The organism is Lunatibacter salilacus (assembly GCF_009797935.1).
GTDB classification, from domain to species: domain Bacteria; phylum Bacteroidota; class Bacteroidia; order Cytophagales; family Cyclobacteriaceae; genus Lunatibacter; species Lunatibacter salilacus.
Genome location: NZ_VOLC01000002.1, coordinates 233,269 through 256,022, shown reverse-complemented (window position 1 = coordinate 256,022; position 22,754 = coordinate 233,269). Strand labels below are relative to the sequence as shown.

13 protein-coding genes are annotated in these 22,754 nt (G+C 41.8%); all 13 read left to right on the top strand.

Annotated elements, in window-relative coordinates:
* Window position 1 precedes the first annotated feature (1 nt).
* The 13 genes from FQ608_RS03890 (at window position 2) to FQ608_RS03830 (ending at window position 22,543) form a co-directional block, all read left to right on the top strand.
* Window positions 2-1,435 (top strand): sulfatase, encoded by a 1,434-nt coding sequence (locus FQ608_RS03890; RefSeq protein ID WP_158856490.1) that lies wholly within the window; start codon window positions 2-4, stop codon window positions 1,433-1,435.
* Window positions 1,436-1,659: 224 nt separating this feature from the next.
* Window positions 1,660-1,893 (top strand): hypothetical protein, encoded by a 234-nt coding sequence (locus FQ608_RS03885; protein WP_158856489.1) that lies wholly within the window; start codon window positions 1,660-1,662, stop codon window positions 1,891-1,893.
* 200 nt (window positions 1,894-2,093) lie between these two features.
* Window positions 2,094-3,917 (top strand): FAD-dependent oxidoreductase, encoded by a 1,824-nt coding sequence (locus tag FQ608_RS03880; RefSeq protein ID WP_199856299.1) that lies wholly within the window; start codon window positions 2,094-2,096, stop codon window positions 3,915-3,917.
* 892 nt (window positions 3,918-4,809) lie between these two features.
* Window positions 4,810-5,004, top strand: coding sequence for a hypothetical protein (locus tag FQ608_RS03875; RefSeq protein WP_158856488.1), 195 nt, complete (start codon window positions 4,810-4,812; stop codon window positions 5,002-5,004).
* A gap of 12 nt (window positions 5,005-5,016) precedes the next feature.
* Complete coding sequence (locus tag FQ608_RS03870; protein WP_158856487.1) at window positions 5,017-10,023, top strand: HYR domain-containing protein; 5,007 nt, start codon at window positions 5,017-5,019, stop codon at window positions 10,021-10,023.
* A 442-nt stretch (window positions 10,024-10,465) separates the two neighbouring features.
* A complete protein-coding gene (locus FQ608_RS03865) occupies window positions 10,466-11,128 on the top strand; it encodes a DUF502 domain-containing protein (protein WP_158856486.1) in 663 nt (220 codons plus the stop codon).
* A gap of 99 nt (window positions 11,129-11,227) precedes the next feature.
* Window positions 11,228-11,476, top strand: coding sequence for a hypothetical protein (locus FQ608_RS03860; RefSeq protein ID WP_234364054.1), 249 nt, complete (start codon window positions 11,228-11,230; stop codon window positions 11,474-11,476).
* Between the two features lie 484 nt (window positions 11,477-11,960).
* Complete coding sequence (locus tag FQ608_RS03855; protein WP_158856484.1) at window positions 11,961-12,347, top strand: hypothetical protein; 387 nt, start codon at window positions 11,961-11,963, stop codon at window positions 12,345-12,347.
* A gap of 616 nt (window positions 12,348-12,963) precedes the next feature.
* Window positions 12,964-14,166 carry a GAF domain-containing sensor histidine kinase gene (locus tag FQ608_RS03850; RefSeq protein ID WP_158856483.1) on the top strand — a complete coding sequence of 401 codons (1,203 nt, stop codon included), beginning with the start codon at window positions 12,964-12,966 and terminating at the stop codon, window positions 14,164-14,166.
* A gap of 219 nt (window positions 14,167-14,385) precedes the next feature.
* Complete coding sequence (locus FQ608_RS03845) at window positions 14,386-15,795, top strand: Gfo/Idh/MocA family protein (protein WP_158856482.1); 1,410 nt, start codon at window positions 14,386-14,388, stop codon at window positions 15,793-15,795.
* 10 nt (window positions 15,796-15,805) lie between these two features.
* On the top strand, window positions 15,806-16,414 hold the full coding sequence (locus FQ608_RS03840) for a sugar phosphate isomerase/epimerase family protein (protein ID WP_158856481.1): 609 nt from the start codon (window positions 15,806-15,808) through the stop codon (window positions 16,412-16,414).
* Window positions 16,415-16,578: 164 nt separating this feature from the next.
* Window positions 16,579-16,764 carry a hypothetical protein gene (locus FQ608_RS03835; protein WP_158856480.1) on the top strand — a complete coding sequence of 62 codons (186 nt, stop codon included), beginning with the start codon at window positions 16,579-16,581 and terminating at the stop codon, window positions 16,762-16,764.
* A gap of 550 nt (window positions 16,765-17,314) precedes the next feature.
* Complete coding sequence (locus FQ608_RS03830; protein WP_158856479.1) at window positions 17,315-22,543, top strand: PAS domain S-box protein; 5,229 nt, start codon at window positions 17,315-17,317, stop codon at window positions 22,541-22,543.
* Window positions 22,544-22,754: the final 211 nt, after the last annotated feature.

Genomic DNA, 22,754 nt, shown 5'->3' with positions numbered 1-22,754 from the left:
AATGAAGTTACATTATTTGGTTTTGCTGATCCCTTTTGTTCTAAGCTGCTCAGAAGACAAGGAGAGTCCTCCCAATATCATTTTTATCCTAATAGATGACTTGGGTTGGGCGGACGTGCAGGCAAATTTTCCGGAAAGTTTCTATGAAACACCCCATATAAACCAGCTTGCACGGGAAGGCGTGCTATTCACACAGGCCTATGCCGCCCATCCGGTATGCAGTCCAACGCGTGCGGCGATTATCACCGGGAAGCACCCCAACAGGGTGGGCATTACCGACTGGCTCCCGGGCGACGACCCTAAGGACCGACCTTTGCTGGGCCCCCAGGACCGGGATGAGCTTTCCCTTTCTGAAACTACCCTGGCGGAAAAGTTGAAGGAAAATGGATACCGAACAGGTTTTGTAGGCAAATGGCACTTGGGACATGATGAGGCCTACTGGCCGGAACACCAAGGTTTTGATGTCAATATCGGTGGCTGGGAAGCAGGCCAGCCCCGGATTGTTTCCGGTGTTTCCAACGGATATTTTTCGCCATACGGAAACCCTAGGCTGGAAGATGGGCCGGAGGGGGAATACCTTACCGACAGATTGACAGCGGAGAGCCTTCAATTTATTCGGGACAACCGGGACAATCCATTCTTTTTGTACCTTGCCTACTACACTGTCCACACTCCTATACAGGCAGCGAAAGACCATATTGAAAAATTTGAGGCGAAACGTGCTTCCTTAGGACTTGAAGGTGTGCCCCATGAACCTGAAGGGGAGGGGTATACCAAGCTGCTACAGGAAAATGCCGCATACGCTTCAATGGTAGCGGCCATGGACGAAAATGTGGGAAGGATCCTTGAAACATTGAAAAAAGAAGGGCTTGATAAAAACACTTGGGTAGTGTTTACCAGTGACAATGGTGGGCTTTCCACGCTTTTAAGAGAAAACGCACCTACCGCCAACGGTCCGCTTCGGGCAGGAAAGGGCTGGTGTTATGAAGGGGGTATACGTGTTCCATTGATCATTTCAGGTCCTGAAGTGACCACTCCCGGCAGGAGGGAGGACGTTCCCGTGGTCAGTATGGATTTTTTCACCACCCTATTGTCCTTGGCTAAGATCGAACATGATGTGGAAGACGGTGAAAACCTGTTGCCCATCTTACGTCAAGAAGGCCCGGTGGATAGGGATTTGTTGTTTTGGCACTATCCCCATTACCATGGGAGTGCATGGAAACCAGGTTCTGCGGTAAGAAAAGGAGATTGGAAGTTGATTTATTTTTATGAGGAGGATAAATCAGCACTCTATAACCTCCTCAATGATCTGGGGGAAAGAAGGGACTTGGCTGAGAAATTTCCGGAAAAAGTTTCCGAATTAAAACACCTTTTGGATAGTTTGCTATCGGCTACCAATGCAAAAATCCCAGTCAATAATTCAGCCTTTAAATAAATGGTTAATGGGAAGCTGGCATAAACTGTTTCTTTAATCAAAATAAATGACAAAATTCTGACCTTAATTGTGGAGATTGAACTGTGGATCATTCTCCAGAATCCAAATACGTAAAGAATGAAATTTTTTCTTTTGAAATATGTTTTAAATCCGAATTAAATCTACACCTCAGTTTAATTTGGAAAGATTTTTGTATTACTGTTTAGGAACAAACAGATAAAATCATGAACATACTACCTGGCATTTGTAAATATACATTGACGTCCCTGTTTTTCTTGATGGTGCAGTCTCATTCTGTGTTGGCGCAGGTTGTTGAGGAGTCAGTGGAAGAATACCCCCTGAATCCGTCTCCTTATAGGATAGTTTTTTATATTGTTATTTCTTTTATTGTGATTGCCGTGGTGTTCAAATTGCTTTACAAGCCAAGAAAAAAGCACAATCCTCAGGAACCTATTTAACCGCAAAGTACGCGAAGAATCCGAAGAGGATGCAAAGAAAAAGATAGAGATGGAAAAATAAACAAACTCAGCGCCATTTGCGAAAACCTTTGCGCCCTTTGCGGTTAAATTACTCATTAGTTGGCTTGTTTTTCGGTGAAAATTAGGTAACTTATTTTTCTATAATTGAACTGTTTATCCTTTACCAACCGATACCCACCTTGAAATACATTTGTTTAATATTGCTCTTTGCCGTGGCCTGTACTACCCAGGCTACTATCTCTAAATATGAGTCCATTAAAATTTGTATTTACGGCGCAACACCCGGAGGAATTGCGGCGGCGTTGGCTGCATCACAATCAGGTGAAAATGTTTTGCTGATTGCATCTGGGGACCACCTGGGAGGGTTGTTTACAAGCGGCCTTTCCCATTCGGATTTTCATTCTTATGAATCCCTCTCCGGGACATTTCTGGAAGTTTCCAAAAGGGTGAAAGCCTATTATGAGAATACCTACGGGGTGGATTCTCCTCAATTGGCCGCAAGCTTTGAAGGTACTTTTGCCGAACCAAAGGTCAACGAGCTTATTCTGAAAGAGATGATGGAGGCTTATTCCAACTTGACCATTATCAAAGAGGCACAGTTAAACGGTTTAGACCGCAACGGAAACACCATCAAGTCAGCTACATTTTTAACCAAGAAAGGTGATATCAACGTTGAAGCGGCAGTGTTTATCGATGGTACCTATGAGGGAGACTTGATGGCGATGGCGGGCGTGCCCTATGAAGTGGGCAGAGAGGGAAAGTATAAATTTGGCGAATCACTTGCCCCTGAGGAAGGTGATGACGAACTACAGGGATATAATTTTAGGTTTTGTGCCACAAAGGAAGCTGATAACAGGGCTACAGTTGTAATGCCGGAGGGATACAATCGAAAAGACTTTTTGGATTTGATCCCCATTCTTGAATCCGGAGATATTCAACATGTTTTTGGTTATCCCTCAAAGTGCCTTTTCAAAGCCCATCTACCCCCCCTACCCAACGATAAATACGACATCAATGATGTATCCAATGGGCTGGTAAGGCTGTCTATGCCGGGCCATAACCTGGGGTGGCCGGAAGGCGACCAGAATCAACGATTGGATATTTTCCAAGACCACCTCCGATACAATGTGGGATTATTGTATTTTTTGCAAAACGACGAAACTGTCCCTGAGAATTTCCAAAAGGAAGCTTTGGAATGGGGCTGGTGTTTGGATGAATTTGAAGACTACGGAAACTTACCCCCAGAATTGTATGTGCGTGAAGCCCGTAGAATGCAAGGACAATACATTTACACCCAAAAAGACAGCGACTACTACTCAGAGAATGATGCAAGGGCTTTATACCATGCGGATGCCATAGCGATGGGCGATTACGGGAACAATTGCCATGGTACCCGGCATATAGGTCCTCTAATCGGTGGGAAACACGATGGGGAATTTTATAATCCGGTGCCGCCCTATCAGATTCCTTATAGGGTATTATTGCCTCAGGACGTCAACAATCTGCTGGTGCCGGTGGCCGTTTCCTCCTCTCATGTGGGTTTCAGTGCCCTGCGTCTTGAACCTATCTGGATGGCATTGGGGCAAGCGGCGGGCCATGCGGCCGGATTGGCAGTTAAAAATAATGTTTCTGTTCAAGAAGTTAACATTTCATTACTTCAGGATATGCTTCACAAAGATGGATCAACTACGATTTATGTTAGTGATGTTCTGCCGGGCGATCCCGATTTTCTAGCCGTACAGTGGTGGGGTACGCAGGGTGGACTACATGGGTTGGAATTAAAGCCTGAATCTGGTGCCAGAGGAAAAAATATTCATGGACAATATTTTGAAGCAGCCCCCGGCCATGCTTTAAATTCCGAAATAGAGCTGGCACCTGCAATCAGAGAAAGGTGGATTTCGCTTGCAAATACATTGGGCATTGTGGAAGTAGCATTGGAAAATACACAGACTAGGGGAGAGTTTATCAGACAAGCATATGCTCACTTTATGGGTGGAAATTAGTAGTAGTGTAGGTATCCTGATTAGTTTTATTGAGCATAATATTCTTTCAACATTTTCTTAATGCATTGCTTAAGGTCTAATGGGAGAGGCAGTTGATTTTTTAAACCGGGATTAGTTAGGGATTTTGTTTTTTTGACATCTTCTAAACGGCATACCCCAATAATGTATTTTAAACTAGCTGTCTTTCTTCGAGGGCCAAGCACCTTTTATTTTTACGACACATCGCCATTATTTGATATCTCTACTTCAATACAATTTGGTTTGTTTTTTAGTTTTTGGGAAGCCATGATTAGCCAAATTATTTGAATAAAAGGTATATGGGGATTTTATATTAGCTGAAGCCTTGAGGATTTAAAAGTTCATCCGGAAGTTCAAAAAAGTTGAAAAAAATCAGTTCGACAGGTGACCCAAATCATTCATTGGACACACATATTCAAATAATTTAGGGTCAAATTTCTTCGGACAAAAGCACCCTACAGTTCTTTTGCCCCCAACTTTTTAGTTTTTCCGATTGAACCCATACTTCCAGTACCTCTACCAATACTGGAGGGAAATATGGGGTTACTTGGAAAGGTAATAATTAGCAATATGGAGCGGGGGGACGGATAACGTTGACGCCCGAATCAGGAGATCGTAAAGTTTAAATTTCCAAGTTAAACAGCAGAAGCAATGGAATTTTCGGCAAATTCTAAACCAGCTTATTTGTTACATGGCCGTCTTGAATGGTTGCATGTGGAAAGCCCTTAAATGGCTTAATAGTATTGATGCTTTCAAAGGATAAAAAGCAGTTTTTTACCATTCTATCCTTTCCTGCAACGGCTTTCACCGCCTTGTAAAGAGTGCAGGTATTGGTGTATTTATACCTATTTGATAAAGTCTTAAACCCTTCAACATGAAAAAATTTATTAAAACTTTCCGATTTGTGCTGCTTTTTGGGATTTTTTCCTTGATAGCTAAGCCACAGGAAGCTGTGCCAGCGTGGACAAATACTTACCAGCAGAATGGCATTAACATGATTCCTTTATTCGGGGCAAGTGAAGTCTTCATTACAATCGGAGATACCGATTTATCTTTTCACCCACTGTAATAATATAATGTTATGAAAAAACATATATATATCTTAACCCTGCTAATAAGTTGGATTTTGTACTTCTTCTCTATACCGTCCCAGGCACAACCCACCGTTCAATGGGATAGAACCCTAGGGGGAACCGGTAATGACGAGCTTTCTATTACCATCCCAACACCTGAGGGAGGTTTTTTATTGGGAGGCCGTTCAAATTCAAATTCTTACTTCGACAAAAGCCAAAATAGTAAAGGAGGATGGGATTACTGGATAGTAAAAACTGATGGTGATGGCAATAAAGTCTGGGATAAAACATTTGGGGGGTCAGGATCTGACGAACTTCTTAGTATCAGTCCCAGTCTTGGTGGGGGCTATTTGCTTGGAGGCTATTCTGACTCCAATATTTCAGGCGACAAAAGTGAAAATCGAAAAGGTGGCTGGGACTATTGGGTAGTCAAAATAGATGGTAATGGCAACAAAGTCTGGGACAGAACCTTAGGGGGGAGTGGTTCTGACCATCTTCTGAGTACTACCCCTTCCCCAGATGGAGGTTATTTATTAGGAGGCTATTCTGACTCCAACATTTCATGGGATAAAAGTGAGAACGGTAGAGGTACTTGGGACTATTGGGCAGTCAAAATAGATGGCAACGGCAATAAAATCTGGGATAAAACCTTCGGTGGAAGTGGCCAAGACTATATTCGCGTTGTCATAACCACTCCCGATGGAGGCTATTTATTGACAGGTGATTCCGGATCAGGTGTATCTGGTGATAAAAGCAACAGTAAAGGTTTATTCGACTATTGGGTAATCAAAATAAACGCCAGCGGCAATAAAGTATGGGACAGATCGTTTGGGGGAAGCGGATATAACCGTCATCGCAGTACCACACACACCCCTGATGGAGGTTATTTGCTGGCAGGTCTTTCTGACTCTCCTATTTCAGGCGATAAAAGTGAGAGCAGTAAAGGAGGCACCGACTATTGGGTTGTGAAAATAGATGGCAATGGCAACAAGGTCTGGGATAAAACCATTGGAGGGACAGGATTTGACGAACAGTACGGCACCACTCCCACCCTTGATGGTGGGTATTTGTTGGGAGGCCGTTCTGACTCCAATATTTCAGGCGATAAAAGTCAGAACAGTAAAGGAGGATGGGACTACTGGCTAGTAAAAATAGACGGAAGTGGAAATAAAGTCTGGGATAAAACCATTGGGGGGAGTAATATGGAGTTACCCCGCAGTGTAAATCTTACTCCTGATGGCGGCTATTTGATGTCAGGCTATTCTAACTCCAATATTTCAGGAGATAAAAGTGAAAACAGTAAAGGTGGCAACGACTACTGGGTAGTTAAACTACATGATGACCCTTCCTGCCCCGATCTTTCCCCTTCTTTTACTGTCGGCAATCTTTGCTTTAGGAATGATCCAATAGGTTTATCTGAACCAGTTCAGTTTACTGATGCCTCCACCCAGATTGCAGAGGATGCAACTTATCTATGGAGTTTCGGAGATGGCCAAGCCAGTAACACGAAAGGGGATGTAACCAATATTTACAGAGCACCAGGTACCTATACCGCCATACTCACCATCACCCAAGGAAGCTGTGTGGAAAGCTTCAGCACAGAAGTCATTATACCTGAAGGCTTAAGCCTTACGGCGACGGTTCAACCGATAGCCTGTGCTAGCTGCACCAATGGGAGTATTGATTTAACGGTGAGTGGCGGTAAGGCTCCTTATACCTATGCATGGAGTAACGGTGCTACTACCGAAGATATTTCAGGGCTTGCCGCAGGAACTTATACAGTCACTGTCACAGATGCCAATGGCTGCACTGCTTCCTACAATAGCATTGTAGAAATCAATGATATGTATGCACCCCTTCTTTCGGATCCCGGAGAAGATGTAATAGTATCCTGTGAGGCAGTGCCTGTGTTTCCTACAGTAACCGCCATGGATTTTGACGGGACTGGTTATACGATCCCCGTAGAAGTTGTTTTTGTGGATGTTACCACACCTGGTAGCTGTGCCAATGAATACCAGATCACCCGCACCTATTCAGCTACTGATGCCGCCGGCAATACTTCAACAGCGGATTTCACCTACACAGTAATAGATGCTACCCCGCCTGTGCTAGCAGGTGTTCCAGTTGAAGCCCTTATCGTGCCTACTGATCCAAATGATGCAATTGCCTGTGGGGTAGCGGTAAATTTTCCTGCCATCACTGCAACAGATAATTGCGGAGGAGCTGTAAGCCTGACCTATAGTACGACAGAGGGTCCGGTCAGCTCCGGCGGCATATTCAATGTGGGTAGTACCATAGTAACCGTCACGGCTACAGATGCCTGTGGCAATGCTTCTTCAGGTACTTTTACAGTTGTTGTTGAAGACAGCGAAGCTCCCGTTATCGGTACGACAGCCCCGATCACGGCAACAACCGCCGCTGGAACCTGTTCGGCACCTGTGGAATTTTCGGCACCAGTATCGGACAACTGCGATGTTTCTGTAACCCCCGTGTTCAGTATACTTACGGGCGGAGTTGTCACACCGATCACGTCCCCGTATATATTCCCCGTAGGCGAAACCGTGGTGACAGTAAACGCCACCGACGCGGCGGGCAATGATGCGATCCAGCAGACCTTTACGGTAACCGTTTTGGATACCGAAGCTCCCGTTATCGGTACGACAGCCCCGATCATGGCAACAACTGCCGCCGGAACCTGTTCGGCACCTGTGGAATTTTCGGCTCCGGTATCTGACAACTGTGATGTTTCGGTAACCCCGGTATTCAGCATCCTGTCGGGCGGAGTTGTCACACCGATCACGTCCCCGTATATATTCCCCGTAGGCGAAACCGTGGTGACAGTAAACGCCACCGACGCGGCGGGCAATGATGCGATCCAGCAGACCTTTACGGTAACCGTTTTGGATACCGAAGCTCCTGTTATCGGTACGACAGCCCCGATCACGGCAACAACCGCCGCTGGAACCTGTTCGGCACCTGTGGAATTTTCGGCACCAGTATCGGACAACTGCGATGTTTCTGTAACCCCCGTGTTCAGTATACTTACGGGCGGAGTTGTCACACCGATCACGTCCCCGTATATATTCCCCGTAGGCGAAACCGTGGTGACAGTAAACGCTACCGACGCGGCGGGCAATGATGCGATTGAACGTACCTTTACGGTAACCGTTTTGGATACCGAAGCTCCCGTTATCGGTACGACAACCCCGATCACGGCAACAACTGCCGCCGGAACCTGTGCGGCACCTGTGGAATTTTCGGCATCGGTATCTGACAACTGCGATGTTTCGGTAACCCCCGTGTTCAGCATGCTTGTGGGCGGAGTTGCCACGCCGATCACGTCCCCGAATATATTCCCCGTAGGCGAAACCGTGGTGACAGTAAACGCTACCGACGCGGCGGGCAATGATGCGATTGAACGCACCTTTACGGTAACCGTTTTGGATACCGAAGCGCCTGTTTTTGCGACCAATAATATCACGGTGTATTTGGATGCCAACGGGGAGGCCACTATTTCGGTTGCGGATATTTACGACCCGGCTAACAGTAGTGACAATTGTGGCATCGATGAAGCCAGCCTTGAATTGGACATCACCAACTTTGGATGTAATGACATAGGTACACCCGTGGTGGTTACACTGAGTGGAAGTGATGTGAACGGCAATTCATCCACTGCTACGGCAACGGTGACGGTAGTGGATTTTATTGCTCCTACGCTTGTACCTCCGGCAGACATTACGGTTACCAATGATCCGGCATCCTGCACAGCAATCATTGATTTGGGGCAAGCCATTGTAAATGATAACTGCCCGGGTGTAGAGCTTTCAAATAATGCCCCTGCATTCTTTCCTGTAGGGCCAGCCACGGTAACCTGGACAGCGGTAGATGCCAGTGGTAATGAGAGTCAGGCTAATCAGTATATCACAGTAACGAATTCTATACCTGTGATTGCCGGCACCTTAACAGCCCCAATTGATCCCAGTCCTGTGGGAACCACGGTTACCATCAGTGATGTGGTAACGGACAACAATATCACTTCCGTGGAATGGCATTGGAATGATGGTGTTATTACTACAGGTACCTTTATTTATGAGGCTGGCACAGGTAACAATACAGTAAGCGGTCAACGTACTTTTACCAGTGCCCAGGTTTATACCGTCACACTGGTAGTAACTGATCATTGTGGAGAGACGGCAGCATATACCTATACTAACCTGATTGTTATCTTTGACCCGAATGGTGCTTTTGTCACCGGAGGAGGCTGGATCAATTCTCCCGTCGGGGCTTCGGTATTGTACCCTGATGCGGTGGGTAAGGCAAACTTCGGTTTTGTTTCTAAATATAAACCCGGTGCCAATAAACCTACCGGTAATACTGAATTCCAGTTTAAAGCGGGAAACCTCAACTTCAAGAGTACTTCTTATGACTGGCTGGTGGTGGCAGGACATACTGCCAAATTCAAGGGCGACGGTACGATCAATGGTGTTGGGCAGTACGGCTTTATGCTCTCCGCGGTGGATGGAAAGCTCAAAGGGGATGGATTGGACAGGTTCCGCATAAAGATCTGGGACAAAGTCAGTGGCCAGGTAGTTTACGACAATGAAATGGGTGCTTCAGATAATGCGGAATCCAACACGGTCATAGGAGGAGGCAGTATAGTGATCCATACAGGCAAATCAGGCAAAAATGCCCGGTCGGAAGTAAGTGGTATCGCAGGCCGACCTATAACAGAGGAAAGACCTGAGGGGCCGGTAACACTTGACCTGAAGGTTTATCCCAACCCCTTGCAGGATAAGTTGTTTATCGACATGGGAAGTAATATGGATGAAGTGGTATTCCTCAGTATTTATGACATGGCGGGCAGACTGCTGTATGAGGATAAGAGGCCTATCGTAAAAGGAAACAACAAAATAATTCTGGACGTCAACAGCTGGAATGTCAGGACGGATCAGCTTTTGTTGCGTTTGATGTCACCATCTTCAGGGTTCCATAATTTTATTCTTCTGAAACCGTAAATCCCTAGATTAGCCCAAAGAAGCCGCTTCCCATTTGAGAAGCGGTTTCTTTTTTTTTCTAAACTTTCACATAGTAGGAGTATAAATATGGTTTGAGACTCAAATAAAGAGTTTCTTCTCCTTTAAGCATTACAAAGCATAAAGCTATCATTTTATTGACGCAACCTACAAATTGGGATTAAAAGCCTTGGGTAAAGTAATTATCAGGTCCAATTCGTTTCTGGTTGGACTCTTTCTTTGTTAGAAAACGAGTCTGAAGACCGTTTATTTACATTTATCATAGCATTATTATCCCGAAGTCTTCAAATGCGAAGAAAGCGTTCAGGAAGCTGGCTGACTTTTTGTGTAGTTTGAACGTTCCAACCAGTTATGTAATTTGCGGCGCAAATAATAAGAAATCTAGCCTAGTTTGCATTTTAAATTAAACGATTGAAATATACCCATGAAAAACGCTATACCTGAGCAAAACGAGAAAATCATCTCCGAGGATAAATTATGGACGAAGATGTTCTTTATCAGGACATTATTGAATGGGCTGCTGTTGGTCTTACCATCTATTATTATCTTATTTTTACTCTCTGTAATTTTTAAGTTTGTCTTTAATTTAGTAGCACCTATCAGCGCATTACTGGATAGAAATGCAGAATCGCACGCATTTTTTACCAATTTATTGGCTCTCCTGATTCTCGTTGCACTGATTTTTATAATAGGTTTAATTTTGAGACACCGCAGAAGTAAAAGGATGTTTAAAATTTTTGAATATAGATATTTACTTCAAATACCATTATATTCTACCCTTCAGGAAATTATAGTCCAATTTTCAGGACTTAAGAAAATGCCTTTTAGGCAGGTAGTATTAGTGGATGCCTACAATACAGGGGTACTCCTTACCGGATTTGTCACTGAAACTGCTGCAGCCGGTATTTATACCGTATTTGTACCTACTGCGCCTAACCCAATGAACGGAAATATTTACCATGTCCCAGTTTCGCAATTGAGATTTTTAGACATTGAGCCTGAAAAAGCGATGCGTTCAATAGTAGGGATGGGTACGGGTTCTTCCATATTGTTTGCTTCAAAAATAAAAGCTCAGGAATTAGAATAGAATTAATCCAAAATAACCGAAAAATTGGTCAATGACGAATTTGAATACAGGATTGTAACGTTTAATTTGCCCTGGTCTTTTTACAGGAGCAGCAAAGCCATGGATGTACATACACATGTGTGCCGGGAGCTGCAGTTCTGGGAGCGGTTTCTGGATATGATGGTTGAAAACCGCCTAAACGTATTTTTCCTATGGAACAACCACCCTTTTCCTTTCATGATCCGTTTGACTAATTTCCCAAAGGCCACGCCCTTTGATGACCTGGAAAAATGCCTGGAACATTGGGATCAGGTGATTGCATTTACCAAAGACCGGTATAATCCTACCCCTAATGTGACCTCCCAATGATATGGGGATAATTTCACCGAATTTTCATGGGAACAATTACATCCTGATGTGGTACGGGATATTGAAATCGCACAAGGATCCACATTTGAGACCCCAACCGAACAATACCAAAGCTATGCCTATTAAATCAGAGATTCAATCAGCAAAATTGAGCCGTAGGAACTTTAATAAAATTAAATTTAAAGCACTTTTAATATTGTTTGATAGTCACGGGTACTGCAAACGATCGGGTTGAGTTTCGTTTTGCAGTTTTTGATTTAGTAATAAATCTACCACAAATGCTATTCTAATTTTAACTACCATAATTCTGTAGTCATCGGATGCCGAAAAGATGTTAGTAGAGTAGGCGCAACAATTAACTATTTAAACTATGAAAACCTACATTTTAACTGTTTTGCGATAGGCCTTTTAATTTCTTGACGAGTTATTTGTTACTCAGGACTATGGAAAGGTAAAATCACTTGCTAGATGTTTCCAAAATAATTTGAAAAGTCATAATTTGTCCGAAGAAGAAAAATTAGAACTTCTTTCCGTTGGAGCCGGAATTTATGCGCTTGCTGACTTTTTGGAGAAAGGAGGCATGGAGTTAGTTGGAGAGAAATTAACCCTGCTTGGGAAAGATCCTATCCACTCTTATAACTTAAGAGGTAGAGTAGACTCTAGAGCCGTGTGGGGCGGAGCAGTTATCGGTCTTTCTGTTGGTGCTGTAAGAGGTGGTTTAGTTGGGTGTGCAGGAGGTACTATTTTATTCCCCGGTTTAGGAACAGAAACCGGCTGCGTTGGAGGGGCGGTTTTTGGAGGAGCACTTGGATTTATTGAAGGTGCTGCTACTGGGATAGCGGGTTCACTTTTATTAACATGTTTTCGGTAAAAAAAATGAAAGAAAATACGAAATCTCATTTATTTCATTAGTTATTGGTCTTATTGGGGGCTTTGCTTTTACGAAAACTTATGGGTCTACCGAGCCTAATAACTTTGGGTTTTATTGGTCATTGTTTTCGGGATTATTTATTTCTTTTTCCGTTGCGCGGTCGGTTAAAAAATTCCAGAAAAAGACTGAGGAATACTTGGTTAGTAGAAGTAAAACCCCATCTAGGCAAGGAGACTGACGCCGATGATCAGGGAAACGTTTTTTTGATAAAAAAACAAACTAATTATTGCTAACTTTAGAAATAAATTTTATTGTAACGCACAATCAGGCACCCAATTAATAAACTGCACAATATGACAGGAGGAATTGGAATTTCAAGTACTAGGTGCGATTTCTTTAAGCAGATAGTTGTTTTTTTGGTTTTGTGTCTCGAAACCGAATAGATAGTTGATTTACCAATTCAGGCTGTTAATCACCAATTCACTTGATAGGAAGTAAAAGTCATTTTATATCCAGTTAAAACGAGTGTAAACTAAATCCATGGGTAAGCCAATATCTCTCTTGGTTGTTGGCATATTTCAGACTATCTTTTCAGAAAATTTAAACAGCTATTTTTATGGAAAATCCTATTCCGAAGGATGAATTTAACAGATTATTACAACTTGCCGATTATGATTTGGATAACAGTGAATTGGAATCCAGCTTAAAAGACCTAACAAAATTAGCGGCCAAAGTGGCCGGAACCAATATTTCACTGGTCAATTTGGTCGACTCATTCACACAATGGAGTGTCGCCTCTGAAGGGCTTCCTGTAATGCAGATGCCTAGAGAAGATTCAGTCTGCCAGTATACCATTATGGGGAATCAACCCTTAGAAATAAAGGACCTTGCAAATGATGACCGTTTCAAAGAAAAATTTTATGTAACAGATGATCCCAATTTAAAATATTATTGGGGAGTGCCCCTAAAGAGCGAAACGGGGCATAATCTAGGAGCACTTTGTGTTTTGGATACGGAAACCAAACACATCAATCCCGAAAAAGTGGAGTTGTTGCACATAATTGCTGATGAGATTGTCAACAGACTTAATGTCATTAAATCTGTTGCTCTGTTAAAGTCAGAGGTAAAAACCTCAAAAGAAAAGCAAATGCAGGTGGCCCATGATATCAGAGGACCAATTGGAGGTATCATAGGTCTGGCTCAAATTATCAAAGAGCAAGGGGATAAGAACAAACTCGACGATGTATTGGAATTTATCAAAATCATTCATACCAGTGGAAAATCCCTGTTGGAGTTAGCAGATGAAATACTTTCCTCCAAGGATAAGGCAGTGAAAACGCCTTCATTGAACCCGGATTGTGAATACAACCTGGTGACTCTAAAAGAAAAGATTGAATCTCTTTATGGAGTTCAAGGTAAGCAGAAAATGGTCCAACTTGATGTGGAGACAAAAGGGGAAAACAGGGAAGTGCCATTTCCCAAAGCTAAGCTATTGCAAATATTGGGTAATCTGATTTCCAATGCTATAAAGTTTACGCCCTCCGGAGGTAATGTTTCTATAAATTTAATCCTTGTTGAAAAAGAAAATCAGAAGGAATTATTAACGGTTGTAAATGATACTGGGGCTGGAATGAGTGCAGAGCAAATTGAAGATATCATGGTGGGAGAGGGAAAAACTACCAATGGAACATCCGGTGAAAAAGGGTATGGTTTTGGTCTGCCTCTGGTAAAACACCTTATTGATGGTTTAGGCGGCTCATTAAAAATTGATTCCAAATTAGGTGAGTATTCAAGATTTGAAGTAAGGCTTCCAGTTTGATTTTTTAGGGAAATCGGAAGAGCTCTTTTTTTGAAATGGCAACTTTCAACTCAAAAAAGGAAGGTGCCATTATGTTATGGGATGGAAATTATTTATTATTGTCCAGCACCTTGCCCTTTGTATACAAAAGCCAGGGTTCGTCTTAGAAAATTTATCAACGACTTCCAGAAATAAAGTATTAATAATTATGGGTATTCTACCCTCAATCACCATTTCACCATGACAAAACGAAGGGAATTTTTAAAAACAACAGCTCTAAGTTCTGCTGGAATTACCCTGGGTGGTCTGGGGTTCAGCGCCAAAAGTTATGCTTCCATAATCGGATCCAACGAACGCATTCACCTTGCTCAGATCGGGATTCGAAATCAGGGAACCGACCACATCAATAACTATTGTAGTCTGAAAGACAGTCATAACGTGGTTTTAAAAGTGCTTTGCGATACAGATGAAGCACTTTTCAATTCCAAATCAAAAATTGTAGCCGACAAAACTGGTATTAAGCCGGAGTTGGAATGGGATCTAAGAAGAGTGCTCGATAATAAAGAAATTGATGCGGTATCCATGGCTACCCCAAACCACTGGCATGCCTTGGCAACTGTTTGGGCCTGTCAGGCGGGCAAGCATGTATATGTTGAAAAACCAGCTTGCCATAATATTTGGGAAGGAAGAAAAATGATTGAGGCCGCCCAAAAGAGCGGATTAACCGTTCAGGTAGGATTATCCAACAGGGCTATTGAAAATGTAAGGGATGCCATGCAATTCCTTCACGAAGGTGGAATAGGAAAATTATATATGGCACGGGCGCTAACTTACAAGCTCCGTAATTCCTATGGAAGTGCAAAAGACAGTACCCCCCCACCTAACTTCCACTACAATCAGTGGCTAGGCCCGGCCCCATACCGCCCCTACAATGAAAAGCGGAGCCATTACAATTGGCACTGGTTCTGGGATACAGGTAATGGGGATTCGGGAAACACTGGCACACACCAATTGGACATTGCACGCTGGGGTCTTCGGAAGCATGAACATCCCCAAACCATCTACTCCATGGGAGGAATCTATGGGTTTAATCAGGATGAATGTTTGCCTGACAGCTGTACGCCCGGCACCAAGGTCTATGGTGATGTAATGACCTATGGGCATGACAGATCCATGCAGGAAACGCCGAATATCCAGTCCGGATTGTTCAAGTATGCTGACGGTACGATCCTCGAATATGAAGCTCGCGGAAGATATACTAACCATGAGGGGAGTGACGGAAAGGAGGTAGGCAATCTTTTCTACGGATCGGACGGATGGCTGGAAATCAGTGGCAACACTTGGAGGGCCTTCCATCAGCGAGAATCCAAACCATTTGCCAGCTCGGCGGAAAACAGTTCCCGACAGAAAGCTACGCTTTATTCCAATTTTATAGAATCTATAAGATCAGGGAAAAATGAGATGCTACAATGCGGTATGGAAGAAGGCTTTTATTCATCCGCCTTACCACTGCTTGCCAATATTTCTTACAGGGTAAAACGAGAACTGAAGTTCATGGGGGAATTTGAAAAATTCGCCCATGATTCTGAAGCAAATATGCTACTCTCCCGAGTCTACAGAGAGCCCTTTTCTTTTCCAAATATAGTCTAACTACACACCAATGAAAAATAGTTTATTTGCTGCCTTCATTTTGGCACTTATCGTATTTTCATCTTATAGTCAAGAACTCCCAACCGGAAACTCCGCCGATTTTAAAGTAAAAACATGTTTGCATTCCATTGGCTATTCAGGCCTTTGGCGTGGACAGGCTGTACTTTCCGTAGATGAATTTTTGCTTAAAGCCAAGGAACTGGGCTACGACGGAGTGATGCTTATGGCAAAAGCACCACATCTCTCCCTCCTTGACTATGATAAGGTGGCACGTGAGCAACTCAAAAAAAGAATGGAGGAGCTTGATTTGACACTGGTGGGTTTGTCAGGATATTCCGACTTTACAGCAGGAATGGATAAACCCGGTATTCCCCATACAGAAATCCAAGCGGCCTATATCGGGCAATTGGCTGAACTTGCCAGCGATTTGGGAACGAAGATGATTCGCATTTTTACAGGATATGAACGGCCGGGAATTCCTTATGATAGACAGTATGCGATGGTAGTGGAAGGAATCACTCTAGCCGCTAAAGAAGCGCAAAAATATGGAGTGACATTGGTGGTACAAAATCATCACGATATAGCCATACACCATGATCTCCATAGAAAACCTGGATGAAACAGCCCGTAAATTTTTGGAGTTTGTAAAGCGGTTTGAATAAACAACTTAGAAAGATTTAATAACTATGAAAATTCATGCTTCGCCCGGGAAAATTTATCTCAAGCCTTGAATTTTGAAAAATGTCTCCCGATCCAGACTGCATTTCCAATTTATCCGTTGAAATGGCAGCCAACGTATTCAGTAATAAAAAAGATATCTATGGTATTCAACTTATTGATAGCAAGGAAAATAGCCAAGTAGTAGTGGATGTGCCAACTGGCAATTGGGGAATAACTTGGATCGACCCTGGTTCCGGACTGGTTTTAGGGAAAAGTAAAACCAACCATTTGGAGAAAAACTTAACATAACTGTTCCCTATGATAATTCTCACCTGGTTTTTTTGTTAGAAAAATTATAGATTAAATTATTTTCCCCGCTGTTCGACATTTTCAATGTCGAAATAAAGATAAAAAAGGATTTGGAATCCTATTCACAATCTGGAATTGCAAATTCCATTTATCTGTCCTCGCGATTGCAAATCACGAGGAGCTGGGCTCTTTGGTAATTAAGTTGTATTTACATTACAGGGGTCAATTCTTTAATTTTTAGGCGTACGCTAGTGGGATCTGATAATCCAAAAGCTTTCTGGATATCCTGAATAGAAAAATAATACGGCCAATAGATTTGATTTTTCCACCGATTGTGTAACTTTCGTTGCGTTATTGTAATTGACTTACTATCCTAAATAGTGCAACGGTAACCCAGAATAGTCTTAATTAGTTTATATAATGCGCTTACTTGGGTTTATCAAGTGAATATGCAGGTTAAAGAAAATAATAAAGTATCCATTTAATGACTGTTTTATTACCAGCTTAACTTCTGTCTTATATTTTAACAGAAACGAATACCAATTTTAAAATGAACCGACAGCAACTTACCAATTTGTTAATTGATAACTCCAAAGACTTGGTATGGGTTATTGATTCTGAATTCAAACTAGTGTACGCTAACGCTTCTTATCTTAATATAATAAGAAAAATTACCGGGAAGGAGAATGGTCTCAATGATTCAGTATTTGTAGAAGGTTTTGGTGAAGATGTAATCGAAAAATGGAAATCCTATTACTACCGGGCACTTAACGGAGAATATTTTGAGACCGAAGAGCATTTTTATAACCCGGAGACAAGGGATATTGCATACGGTCACACCACCTTTATTCCCATTGTTGAGGACACAAATCAAGTTCTTACGGTAGTTTGTCAATCAAAAGATATTACATCCATCATCAAGCAAAAATTTAACGCAAACCAGTTGTTGGATGCTTCTCTAGATACTTTTTGCACAATCAATGAAGCTGGCAATTTTGAGTTTGTCAGTGCGGCAGCTGAAACGCATTGGGGTTACCTACCAGGGGAATTAGTCGGTAAGCCATATTTAGATTTGGTTTTGGATGAAGACAAACCCAAAACTAAGGAAATAGCCGCTGCAATTTTCGGAGGACAAAGTTTTAAATCTTTTGTGAACCGCTACCTGAAGAAAGATGGGAATATCGCGTACAATTTATGGTCAGTAAGGTGGGATAATGACTCAAAATTGATGTTTTGTGTAGCAAGAGATGCCAAGGAGAAGATCGAACAAGAAGAATTAATCAGCCAAAGTGAGCAGCGGTTTAAAGCATTGGTTCAGGAAGGTTCTGATCTGATAGGAATTTTGGACTGTGATGGTAATTACGTTTATGTAAGCCCTACAAGCATTCAGGTTTTGGGGATTGCTCCCGAGGAATTTATCGGCCGAAGCGCTTTTGAATTTATCCATCCGGATGATGTAGATAGAACCGCAGCCAGTTTACAAAAAATTGGCACTCAAAAAAAGGTATTGATAGAACCTTTTCGGTTTCAAAACAACAAAAAGGAGTGGAGATGGGTAGAAACCATCTTGACTAATATGCTTGACAATCCTGCTGTCAAAGGAATCGTAGCCAATTCAAGAGATATAACGGATAAGATTGAGGAAGAGCAAAAATTAAAGTTACTGGAAAAGGTAATTAACAGCACCACGGATGCGATAGTTATTACCGAGGCAAGTCCCTTAGATGAGCCCGGACCGGTTATATCCTATGTAAATAAAGCTTTTACCAAAATGACCGGCTATACCGCAGAAGAGGCACTTGGCCAAAACCCAAGGTTTCTGCAAGGTTCAGCATCAAACAAAGAAGATTTAAAAATATTAGGGGAAAAACTTAGACGTTGGGAAAATGCGGAAACAACAGTTTTAAACTACACGAAAACTGGTGAGGAGTTTTATGTTAATTTTGCGGTTAGCCCTGTTGCTGATCAGAACGGCAGCATTACACACTTAATTTCGATTCAAAGGGATGTTACAGAACAGAAAATCAATGATCTAAAAAAGGATTTGCAAACCCAAATAAGCTTGATTTTCAGTGAAGAGGAAGAATTACTGCGTGCAGCGAAAGGCCTGTGTGAAAATCTTTACGCTTTTGGTAAATTTGACTTGATCGAACTCTGGTGTCCTAATGTTGAACTAAGTCAAATAAAGCTTATTCCACGTCATCCTAATGATGAACTCTTTGAAACCTCTGACGATTCCATAAATTCATTTGATATAGGCGTAGGAATTCCGGGAAAGGTCTGGCAAAATAGGCAACAACTTGTATGGGACGATGCTCAAATCAAGCGACATTTTATCAGAAAAAATAAGGCTGGACAACTTGGATTGAAGTCTATACTTGGTATTCCACTGACATTTAAAAACGAAGTTGTTGGCGTATTGGTCATCGGCTCAAAACGGGACGTTTCCAGTTTAGTAAAGTTTAGTAAAGTAATACTCCATCTTGAAAAGTTTATTGGCTCTGAAATCAATCGGAAGCGACTGGAAGATGATCTTAAACACCTGTATAATGCTATTCCTGATATTCTGTGCTTAACGGATTTTGATGGCCGTTTTTTAAAAATTAACAAGGCCGGGTGTGAATTGTTGGGATATACCCAAGAAGAAATATTGTTTCAACCATCTAGCAAGTTTGTCCATCCTTCCGACAGGGGTGTTTTCTTTGATGAATTAAGGCGCAATGGGGAGAAAGTAACATCATTTAAGTATGAGAATCGCTATATCACTAAAGAGGGAAATATTATTTGGCTAAGCTGGAGTTGTAATTCTTCCATAATCGACGGTTTGATCTATGCTTCCGCAAAAAACATTACCGAAGAAATAAAACTAAGAGAGCTAAATGTGCAGGTAGGCAATATGGCGAAAATTGGAGCTTGGCAGGTAGATTTGGAGAAGTCAGAAGCTTTTTGGTCCGAAATGGTTCATCAATTGCATGAAACTGATAGTAGCAGTTTTATCCCTACGTTAGAGAAATCAATTGACTTTTATCGTGGGGATTTCCGTCATATGGTTAAAGAAAGAGTCAAGGACAGTGTTGAAATCGGTTCAGGGTTTGATTTTGAGGCAGTTATTGTTACCCAAACCCTTAAGGAAAAATGGGTGCGAGTGATAGGAACTGTTGAAAGAGTTAATGGCGTCGCTAAGAAAATATTTGGAAGTTTTCAAGATATTAGCGACAGGAAAGATCAGGAAATAAGGCTGCAATCCTTTGCTAACAACCTACCGGGAGTAGCCTACCAATATTTTATTTATCCGGATGGTAGGGATGAATTTAAATACGTAACCCCAGGTGCCAAACAAATATGGGGATTTAGTGCCGAACAAGTGATGAATAACATTGGCTTAGTTTGGAATCAAATACAGCTAGGGGGTGAAATAGAAAATGTAAAAAAGAGTATTGCCAAATCAATTCAGGATAAAACTAACTGGTCAGCGCAATGGCAGTATATAATGCCCAATAAGGAGTTACGCATGCATGCTGGCTATGGATCACCGAATTTTTTACCCGATGGTGCCATTCTATTCCATTCTTTGATATTGGATATTACCGAGGAAAGTAGAAACAAAGAACTGTTGGACCAAGCTTCCAACATGGCTAAGATTGGTAGTTGGGAACTTAATTTGACTTCTCAGGAGGAAAGTAATGTGTATTGGTCTCCCATGACTAGGGAGATTTTGGGTATAGATGAAAATTTTCAGCCGTCAATGAGTGCGGGTTTTGAGTTTTATGCAGAAGAGAGTAAACCAACAATTAGAATTGCGATTGATGAATTAATTTCGAATGCAAAAGAATTTGATTTAGAACTTCTTATAACTACTCAAAAAGGAAATGAGAAATGGGTCCGATGTATTGGGAAAAGTGAACAAGTAAATGGAAAATGCACAAAAATTTACGGCAGCTTTCAGGATATCCATGTTGCCAAATCCTTGGAAATTAAAGTGAGGGAAATATTGGAAAGTATATCCGATGCGTTTTATGCTGTAGATGCTGATTGGAGGTTCACCTATTTTAACAAAGAGGCAGAAAGGTTACTGAATCGGGATGAGTCAGGACTAATCGGCAAGAATATTTGGGAGGAGTTTCCGGCTATTTTAGGAACAGAAATGGAGACTGCTTACAGACAAGTCGTAAACACTAATAAACCTCAATCTTTTGAATATTTTTTCCTTGAGACTAATTGTTGGTATGAGGTAAGCGCATATCCATCGAATAAAGGTGTTTCCGTTTATTTCAATAATATAAACGAGAGAAAACAAGCATCCGAACTGTTAACAAAAGCGTTCAAAGAAAAGAATGAAATCCTGGAAAGTATTGGGGATGCATTTTTTGCGGTTAACAAAGATTGGACAGTCACCTATTGGAACAAACAGGCGGAGCATATATTGGGCAGAAAAAGAGAGGACATTGTCGGTAAAAATCTTTGGGAGGAATATGCTGATGCGATTGATTCTGATTTTTACAGGCAATACCACATTGCGTTTTCAAAGGGTGAAACAGTTAGTTTTGAGGAGTATTATGTAACATTAGATATTTGGGTAGAAGTTACGGCTTATCCCTCAGAAAGCGGTTTATCAATTTATTTTAAAGATATCACCCTTAGAAAGAAGGCTGATATCCGACTGTTAAAAGCCAACGAGAGGTTTGAGTTAGTAACCAAAGCAACGAATGACACCATTTGGGATTGGGATATAGAAAACGACGTATTTTTCCGATCAAAAAATATCAACAGATTTTTTGGAAGCAATGCCGTTGTTAAAATGAAGGAAAATCAGTTTTGGGAGGATAAATTTCATCCCGATGATTTGGATCAACTAAAGGAGAGTATTCAGAATTCCCTCAATGACCCGCAATCAAAGCGGTGGGAAATGGAATATAGAATATTCAATGAAAATCAGGAAGAACTATCCGTAATAGACAGAGGCATCATAGTTAGGAATGATACTGGAACGGCCGTTAGAATGGTTGGAGCCATGACCGATTTGACCCGACAAAAAAAGATGGAAAATGAGTTATTCCAACTCAATGAATCGCTTAAGAAGTATGCCAGAGAACTTGAACGGTCCAACGAAGAGCTTGAACAATTTGCTTTTGTTACATCCCATGACTTGCAGGAACCGCTGAGAATGATTTCCAGTTTTATGGATCAGTTGAAAAGAAAATATGGAAATCAGCTGGACGAAAAGGCGCATGAATACATACACTTTGCGTCAGACGGGGCGAAAAGAATGAAACAGATCATTCTCGATTTACTGCTTTACTCCCGGGCAAACAAGCAATTGGAGGAAATAGAAGAGGTAGATTTGAATGAAATACTTCTAGATTTCAAGCAATTGAGAAGAAGAATTATTGAAGAAAAATCGGCATCGATTATATCAGAGGAGTTGCCTCAGATAAAAACATATAGAGCTCCAATTACTCAAATAATTAATTGTCTGCTGGACAATGCGATCAAATACTCAATAATAGATGTCGCCCCTAACGTAGAAATAATTTCAACAGAAAAAGAAAATGAGTGGGAGTTTGCCGTAAAGGACAACGGGATTGGTGTTGAAGAAATATACTTTGAGAAGATATTCGTTATCTTCCAACGGCTACATGGTCGGGAATATTTCAGCGGTAATGGTATAGGGCTGTCTATTGCAAAGAGGAGTGTTGAATTTTTAGGGGGAAGGATTTGGTTGACATCAAGATTAGGGGGAGGGTCTACTTTCCATTTTACGATACCTAAAAACAGGTAAGTAACATTTATTTTCCGTAGTCATAGTTTTAGTTTTTTAGTGGGAGAACTAGAGCCATTTGAATATGGAGTTTTCGGCGCCAAATGCCAGAAGCTACTAATCTCCGGTCTGTAGACCCCACTCACGCCTCGTCGAATGACTCCATTTGTCTTCCAAATCTACTTTAATGTAGCTGCAGGTTTGTGAAACATAAATTTTTCAGATGGATATC

What these genes read in the sequence shown, in the direction of transcription:
- FQ608_RS03890 (WP_158856490.1), top strand. Translation starts at nt 2, where the DNA reads ATGAAGTTACATTATTTGGTTTTGCTGATCCCTTTTGTTCTAAGCTGC.
- FQ608_RS03885 (WP_158856489.1), top strand. Translation starts at nt 1,660, where the DNA reads ATGAACATACTACCTGGCATTTGTAAATATACATTGACGTCCCTGTTT.
- FQ608_RS03875 (WP_158856488.1), top strand. Translation starts at nt 4,810, where the DNA reads ATGAAAAAATTTATTAAAACTTTCCGATTTGTGCTGCTTTTTGGGATT.
- FQ608_RS03870 (WP_158856487.1), top strand. Translation starts at nt 5,017, where the DNA reads ATGAAAAAACATATATATATCTTAACCCTGCTAATAAGTTGGATTTTG.
- FQ608_RS03865 (WP_158856486.1), top strand. Translation starts at nt 10,466, where the DNA reads ATGAAAAACGCTATACCTGAGCAAAACGAGAAAATCATCTCCGAGGAT.
- FQ608_RS03860 (WP_234364054.1), top strand. Translation starts at nt 11,228, where the DNA reads ATGGATGTACATACACATGTGTGCCGGGAGCTGCAGTTCTGGGAGCGG.
- FQ608_RS03850 (WP_158856483.1), top strand. Translation starts at nt 12,964, where the DNA reads ATGGAAAATCCTATTCCGAAGGATGAATTTAACAGATTATTACAACTT.
- FQ608_RS03845 (WP_158856482.1), top strand. Translation starts at nt 14,386, where the DNA reads ATGACAAAACGAAGGGAATTTTTAAAAACAACAGCTCTAAGTTCTGCT.
- FQ608_RS03840 (WP_158856481.1), top strand. Translation starts at nt 15,806, where the DNA reads ATGAAAAATAGTTTATTTGCTGCCTTCATTTTGGCACTTATCGTATTT.
- FQ608_RS03835 (WP_158856480.1), top strand. Translation starts at nt 16,579, where the DNA reads ATGGCAGCCAACGTATTCAGTAATAAAAAAGATATCTATGGTATTCAA.
- FQ608_RS03830 (WP_158856479.1), top strand. Translation starts at nt 17,315, where the DNA reads ATGAACCGACAGCAACTTACCAATTTGTTAATTGATAACTCCAAAGAC.